This is a genomic window from Streptomyces sp. NPDC056948, from assembly GCF_042674225.1.
GTDB classification, from domain to species: Bacteria; Actinomycetota; Actinomycetes; order Streptomycetales; family Streptomycetaceae; genus Streptomyces; species Streptomyces purpurascens.
Genome location: NZ_JBHUQX010000509.1, coordinates 1 through 6,023 on the forward strand (window position 1 = coordinate 1; position 6,023 = coordinate 6,023).

Here is a 6,023-nt window from a genome sequence, read left to right on the forward strand (position 1 = left end):
GTATGGCCTCGGTGAAATCTTTCAGCCATGTATTGACATGGCGATGAAACGATCCGTAGCTTGGCCGATCATTTAGATTCGTGAAGTGAGTTCACGGATATGAACGGAGAACCATCCATGCGGGATCGCCGACGCTGCATCGACATGCGGCTCCGCCGCGGCCGCCTCGTTGCCGCGCTCGCCGTCTCGGGGCTCCTGTTCGGAACGGCCGCCTGCGGCTCCGGTTCCGGCAGCGCCCGGGCCGGCGATCCGAACACGCTGGAGGTGTGGACCCGGAGCGATCCGGAGTCCGCCCAGACCTACCAGAGGGTGTTCGCCGCCTTCACCAAGAAGACCGGTATCAAGATCGACTACCAGCCGGTCATGAACTTCGACCAGCAGTTGCAGAGCCGCGCGTCCACCAAGGACCTGCCGGACGTCATGATCAACGACACGGCCCTGATGGGCAGCTACCAGGCCCAGGGCCTGCTCAAGCCCATCAGCCCGGACTCGATCGCCGGACATGACGAGATCACCGCCAAGTCCTGGTCCTCCACCGTGGGCCGCGACGGCAAGCACTACGGCATCCCGTACTCACGTCAGGCCATGACCCTGTTCGTCCGCAAGGACTGGCGGGAGAAGCTCGGCCTGCCGCAGCCGAAGACCTGGCAGGACACCCTCGCCCTCGCCAAGGCCTTCGCCACCCGTGACCCGGACGGGGACGGCAAGAAGGACACGTACGGCATGGTGGTCCCGGGCAGCGCCCAGAACGGCTATGTCGCCTGGTGGGGTTCGAGCTGGCTGTGGCAGGGCGGCGTGCAGATCCTGGAGAAGGAGGGCACGGGCTACCGGCCCGCCATGGACTCGGCGGCGGCCCTGCGCACCGTCACCTGGATGAAGAAGAACCTCTTCTGCGGCGACAGCGGCGTCATCCAGCCCAGCGCCCTGACCTCCGTCACCGCGAACACCACCAACTTCCAGGACGGCAACGCCGGGATGTACCTCACCGGCCCGTACAACATCTCCACGTTCGACAAGGCGCTCGGCAAGGACAAGTACGAGGTCCTGCCCGCGCCCACCGGCCCGGCCGGGAACGACGTGCTGGCCGATGGCGAGAACGTCTACTTCGGCGCCAAGACCGGGAAGGCGAAGCAGGAGCAGACGCTCGCCGCGTTCCTGGTCTCCCCGGAGGGCCAGACGCTCGCCATGACCGGCGACCACCAGCCCGTGGTGCGCATCCCCGTCAACTCCACGCTGGACGCGGCGAAGGTGCGCGACGACCCGCGCTGGAGTGTCGTGCAGAAGGCGTACGAGACGGCCTCCGCACAGTTCCCCAACGCCCCCGACTTCGCTCCGATCAAACAGGACACCGCCGACGCGCTCAACGCGATCTTCACGTACTGCGGCAGCGACGTCCGCTCCGGCCTGAAGGAACTCAACGACACCCTCGCCGGTGACCTCAAGGACCAGGACCTGTTGAAATGACCGCGACCGTGACGACTCCCGGGCCGCGCAGAGCCCGGATCCTCGGCAAGAAGGCCGTACTGCCCTGGCTGTTCCTCGCCCCGGGCCTGCTGCTCGCCCTCGTCTTCAAGTTCCTGCCCATGGGCAAGGGCGTCTGGCTGAGCTTCTTCGACGTGCGGCCCTTCCTCGGTGACAAGTGGGTCGGCCTCGACAACTACACCCGGGTCCTGACCGACCACCGCTTCCAGGACGCCATCGGCCACACCCTGCTCCTGGGCATCGGGATGTCCCTCGGCGGCATCGTCGCCGGCTTCCTCCTCGCCCTGCTGCTGGAGGGTCAGGCGCGCTCGCTGAAGATCATCCGTACCGCCGTGTTCCTTCCCGTCGTCACCGCGACCGCGGTGGTCGGCGAGATGTGGCGGCTGATGTACTACCCGACCTCCGACGGCCTCATCAACAGCGGTCTCGGGCTGCTGGGTCTCGGACCCGTGCCCTACCTGGACAACCCCGGCACGGCGCTGTGGGCGACGATGGCCATGGGCATCTGGATGCTCGCCCCGTACAACATGGTGATCATCCTCGCCGGACTGGCGGGCGTGGACCGCTCGTTGTACGAGGCCGCCGCGATGGACGGCGTCTCGCTCTGGCAGCGGCTGCGCCACATCACGCTGCCGGCGATCCGCCCCGCCCTCGGCATCGTCCTCACCCTCGCCGCCATCCGCGGACTGCGCGTCTTCACCGAGGTGTACGTCCTCACCGGCGGCGGCCCGGCCGGGTCCACCGATGTGTGGATGACCCGCGCCTACACCCTCGGCTTCACCCGTAACGACATCGGCGGCGCCTCGGCCGCCTCCGTGGTTCTGCTCTGCGTGACGCTGCTGCTCACCGTCACGGTCAACTACCTCCGCAAGAGGGGAGACGTGAGATGAGCGCTCCCGCCATCGACCCCGTCCGGACCCCGGTGACCGCCTCTCCCGCGCGCAAGCCGGCCGGGAGCGGGCGCACCACCCCCGCCCGCTTCGACACCGCCCTCGGCTGGAGCGACCGGCCGGGCCCCGCCTGGGCGCTGCGCGTCCTGCTCTGTGTGCTCGCTCTGGGCGTCTTCGCGGCGCCGTTCCTGACGATCTTCTCCGGTTCCTTCAGCGAGAAGGCCAGCGGCTCCACCCTGTCGTTCCTCCCCCACCATCCGACCCTGCTGAACTTCCGGGTCGCGGGTGAGCGCGGCATCTGGGACTACTTCGGCAACTCCCTGGTCATCGCGGGCGGCGGACTGCTGCTCCAGCTCGTCGTCTGCACGCTCGCCGCGTACGCGCTGGCCCGGCACCGCTTCCGTGGGCAGGCCCTGATCCTGACCCTGTTCATGCTGACGATGATGCTCCCCGAGGAGGTCATCGCCATCCCGCTGTCCCTGGTGCTCGGGCATGTGCCCGTGGTCGGCATCGACCTCAAGGGCACCGTCTGGGGTGTGATCCTGCCGCTCGGTGCCTGGGGCTTCTCGGTGATGGTGCTCACCGAGTTCATGAAGGACATCCCCGCCGAGATCGAGGAGGCCGCCCGTATCGACGGCGTGGGCGAGCTGCGGATGCTGTGGCAGGTCGTCCTGCCGCTGTGCAAGCCCGCGCTCGGCGTGGCCGGGGTGCTCGGCTTCATCATGATCTGGGACCAGTATCTGCTGCCCCTGATCGCCGCCAAGGACCCCACCGACTACACGGTCACCGTCGCCCTGTCCATCCTGCGCACCGACCCCGAGGTCGGCTCCGGGGTGGTGCTGGCCGGTGCGGTCATCGCCCTCGTCCCCAGCCTCGTCGTCTATCTGCTCCTCCAGCGCTCGCTGGTCACCGGCATCGCCGCCGGCGCCACCAAGGGCTGACCCCGCCCCCCACATATGAGGGAGACATGAAGTTCCACGGAGTGCTGTTCTTCCCGGTCACGCCGTTCACACCGGACGGCTCACTGGACGAGGAACGGCTTGCCCAGCACATCGAGTCCGGTGTCGCCGCAGGCGCGGGAGGTGTGTTCGTCGCCTGCGGCACCGGCGAGTTCCACGCGCTGTCGACCGATGAGATCGAGCGGGCCACCCGGGTCGCCGTCCGGACGACCGCCGGACGCGTCCCGGTCCTCGCGGCGGCCGGCGGACCGCCGGCGGTCGCCCGGGACCAGGCCGCCCGCGTCGAACGGGCCGGTGCCGACGGCATCCTGCTGCTCCCGCCCTATCTGGTCAGCGCCCCGCAGCAGGGTCTGGTGCGGTACGTCCGGGAGGTCACCGCCGCGACCGGGCTGCCCGTCGTCTTCTACCAGCGGGGCACCGCCCGGCTCACCGAGGACACGGCCGCCGAGATCGCCGCCCTGCCCGGGGTCGTCGGACTCAAGGACGGTATCGGGGACATCGAGTTGATGCACCGCATCGTCCGCGCGGTGCGTGCCGTGCCGGGCACGGAGGACTTCCAGTTCTTCAACGGCCTGCCCACCGCCGAGATGACCGCGCCCGCCTACCAGGGCATCGGCGTCGAGCTGTACTCCTCGGCGGTGTTCGCCTTCGCCCCAGAGATCGCCCTGGCCTTCCACCGGGCTCTCGCCGAGGACGACGACGCCCTGGTCAACCGGCTCCTCGACGAGTTCTACGGCCCGCTGGTCGCCCTGCGCGACGAGGTCCCCGGTTACGCCGTGTCGCTCGTCAAGGCCGGGGTGACGCTGCGCGGCCTGGACGTCGGCGGCGTACGGGCGCCGCTGCTCGATCCGGAACCGGAGCATCTCGCCCGGCTCGCCGAACTCCTCGACCACGGACTGGAGGTGGCCGGCGCATGAGCTCCACGCGTATCCGCGAGCTGATCGTCACCCCGATCGCGTTCGGCGACCCGCCGCTGCTCAACTCCAACGGTGTGCACGAGCCGCTCGCCCTACGGATCATCCTCCAGCTCGTGCTGGAAGACGGCACGGTGGGTCTCGGCGAGTCCCCGGGCGGCACGGCCCGCCTGGAGCGGCTGCACACCGCCGCGAAGACGGTCGTCGGCATGGACGTCTTCGACACCACGGCCGTGGCCGCCGCGATCGACGCGGCCCTGCTGCCGACCGTGCCCAGCTCCCACGAGCGCGGCTGGACCACCTCGGCGATCGAGGTGGCCTGCCTCGACGCGCAGGGCAAGCTGCTCGGCCGTCCGGTCAGCGACCTGCTCGGCGGCACGGTCCGCGACTCGGTGCCGTTCGCCGCGTACCTGTTCTACAAGTGGGCCGAGCACCCCGCGCTGGACGGCCGCCCGGCCATCACCGACGACTGGGGCGAGGCCCTGGACCCGGCCGGGATCGTCGAGCAGGCCCGGCTGATGCAGGAGCGCTACGGCTTCCGGTCGTTCAAGCTCAAGGGCGGCGTCTTCCCGCCCGACGAGGAGATCGCCGCGATCCGGGCGCTGGCGGAGGCCTTCCCCGGGCAGCCGCTGCGGCTTGACCCCAACACCGCGTGGACGGTGGAGACGTCGAAGTACGTCGCGCGCGAACTGGACGGCGTCCTGGAGTACCTGGAGGACCCGGCCAAGGGCATCGAGGGCATGGCGGAGGTGGCGAAGGACTCGCCCATGCCGCTCGCGACCAACATGTGCGTGATCGCCTGGGAGCATCTGAAGCCGGCCGTCGAGCAGGACGCGATCCAGGTCCTGCTCACCGACCACCACTACTGGGGCGGACTGCGCCGCACCCGTGAACTGGCCGCCGTCTGCGAGGCGTTCGGGCTCGCCCTGTCGATGCACTCCAACTCGCACCTGGGCATCAGCCTCGCCGCGATGACTCATGTCGGCGCTGCCATCCCCAACCTCGACCACTCCTGCGACACGCACTACCCGTGGAACTCGGCTGACGACGTGATCGTGCCGGGCGTGCTGGAGCTGCGCGACGGGGCGGTCAAGGTGCCCACCGGTCCGGGTCTCGGCGTGGAACTCGACCACGACCAGCTCGACCGGCTGCACCGGCGCTACGTCGAGTCGGGGATGCGCAGCCGGGACGACACCGGCTACATGAAGCGCTTCCAGCCGGAGTACGAGCGGCTGCTCCCCCGCTGGTGACACCCGTGCGCCCCTCCGCGGGGAGGGGCGCACGCTCTCACTTCCCGGACCGGGGCACCTTCAGCCGGTCCCAGGTGAGCTTGCCGGGGATGCCGTCGGCGTCCTTGCCGGAGAAGTTCTGCTTCTGCTGCCAGAGGGCGTAGGAGCGGCGGTCGGCCTCGGACCAGTCGGGGCTGGGTCCCTCCTCGTAGCGGCTGCAGCCCTCGGCGACCAGGCGGCGGCCCATCGCCGTGATGATCGGGGAGCGCTGTCCGACGTGGAAGAACGCGGCGCCCGGGAACGGCTCGTAGGACGGCTTGGGCGCGGGCTTGGGGTCCGGGTCCGGCTTGGTGCTGCCCCCGGCGCCCTTCAGCCGGTCGGATATGCGCTTGCGCATGCCGTCCATGGTGAAGCCGCGCGGGTCCACCTTGCCCGGCTGCCACTCCTTGTGGCCGATGACGGAGCGCTCGGACCAGCCGTGGTGGCGGCAGATCGCCGCCGACACCTTCTCGATGGCCTCCTTCTGCGCCTCGGGCCAAGGGTCCTTGC

At 69.7% G+C, this 6,023-nt stretch carries 6 protein-coding genes; 5 read left to right on the forward strand and 1 reads right to left on the reverse strand.

The window, feature by feature from the left end:
• The first annotated feature begins 144 nt into the window (after positions 1-144).
• The 5 genes from ACFTZL_RS39670 to ACFTZL_RS39690 are packed head-to-tail and all read left to right on the forward strand — an operon-like array spanning position 145 to position 5,495.
• Positions 145-1,464, forward strand: a complete 1,320-nt coding sequence (locus ACFTZL_RS39670; RefSeq protein ID WP_382593833.1) for a sugar ABC transporter substrate-binding protein — start codon at positions 145-147, stop codon at positions 1,462-1,464.
• On the forward strand, positions 1,461-2,372 hold the full coding sequence (locus ACFTZL_RS39675; RefSeq protein WP_382593818.1) for a carbohydrate ABC transporter permease: 912 nt from the start codon (positions 1,461-1,463) through the stop codon (positions 2,370-2,372). Before ACFTZL_RS39670 ends, ACFTZL_RS39675 begins: the two co-directional genes overlap by 4 nt.
• Positions 2,369-3,313: a carbohydrate ABC transporter permease gene (locus ACFTZL_RS39680; protein WP_382593821.1), complete on the forward strand. Its 945-nt coding sequence runs from the start codon at positions 2,369-2,371 to the stop codon at positions 3,311-3,313. The genes ACFTZL_RS39675 and ACFTZL_RS39680 overlap by 4 nt, the downstream gene beginning before the upstream one ends.
• Positions 3,314-3,339: 26 nt before the next feature.
• A complete protein-coding gene (locus ACFTZL_RS39685; RefSeq protein WP_382593824.1) occupies positions 3,340-4,248 on the forward strand; it encodes a 5-dehydro-4-deoxyglucarate dehydratase in 909 nt (302 codons plus the stop codon).
• Positions 4,245-5,495: a glucarate dehydratase family protein gene (locus ACFTZL_RS39690; RefSeq protein ID WP_382593827.1), complete on the forward strand. Its 1,251-nt coding sequence runs from the start codon at positions 4,245-4,247 to the stop codon at positions 5,493-5,495. Before ACFTZL_RS39685 ends, ACFTZL_RS39690 begins: the two co-directional genes overlap by 4 nt.
• A gap of 37 nt (positions 5,496-5,532) precedes the next feature.
• Here the strand turns inward: ACFTZL_RS39690 and ACFTZL_RS39695 are convergent.
• A partial coding sequence (locus ACFTZL_RS39695) for a peptidoglycan-binding protein (RefSeq protein WP_382593830.1) occupies positions 5,533-6,023 on the reverse strand: 491 nt, incomplete at its 5' end.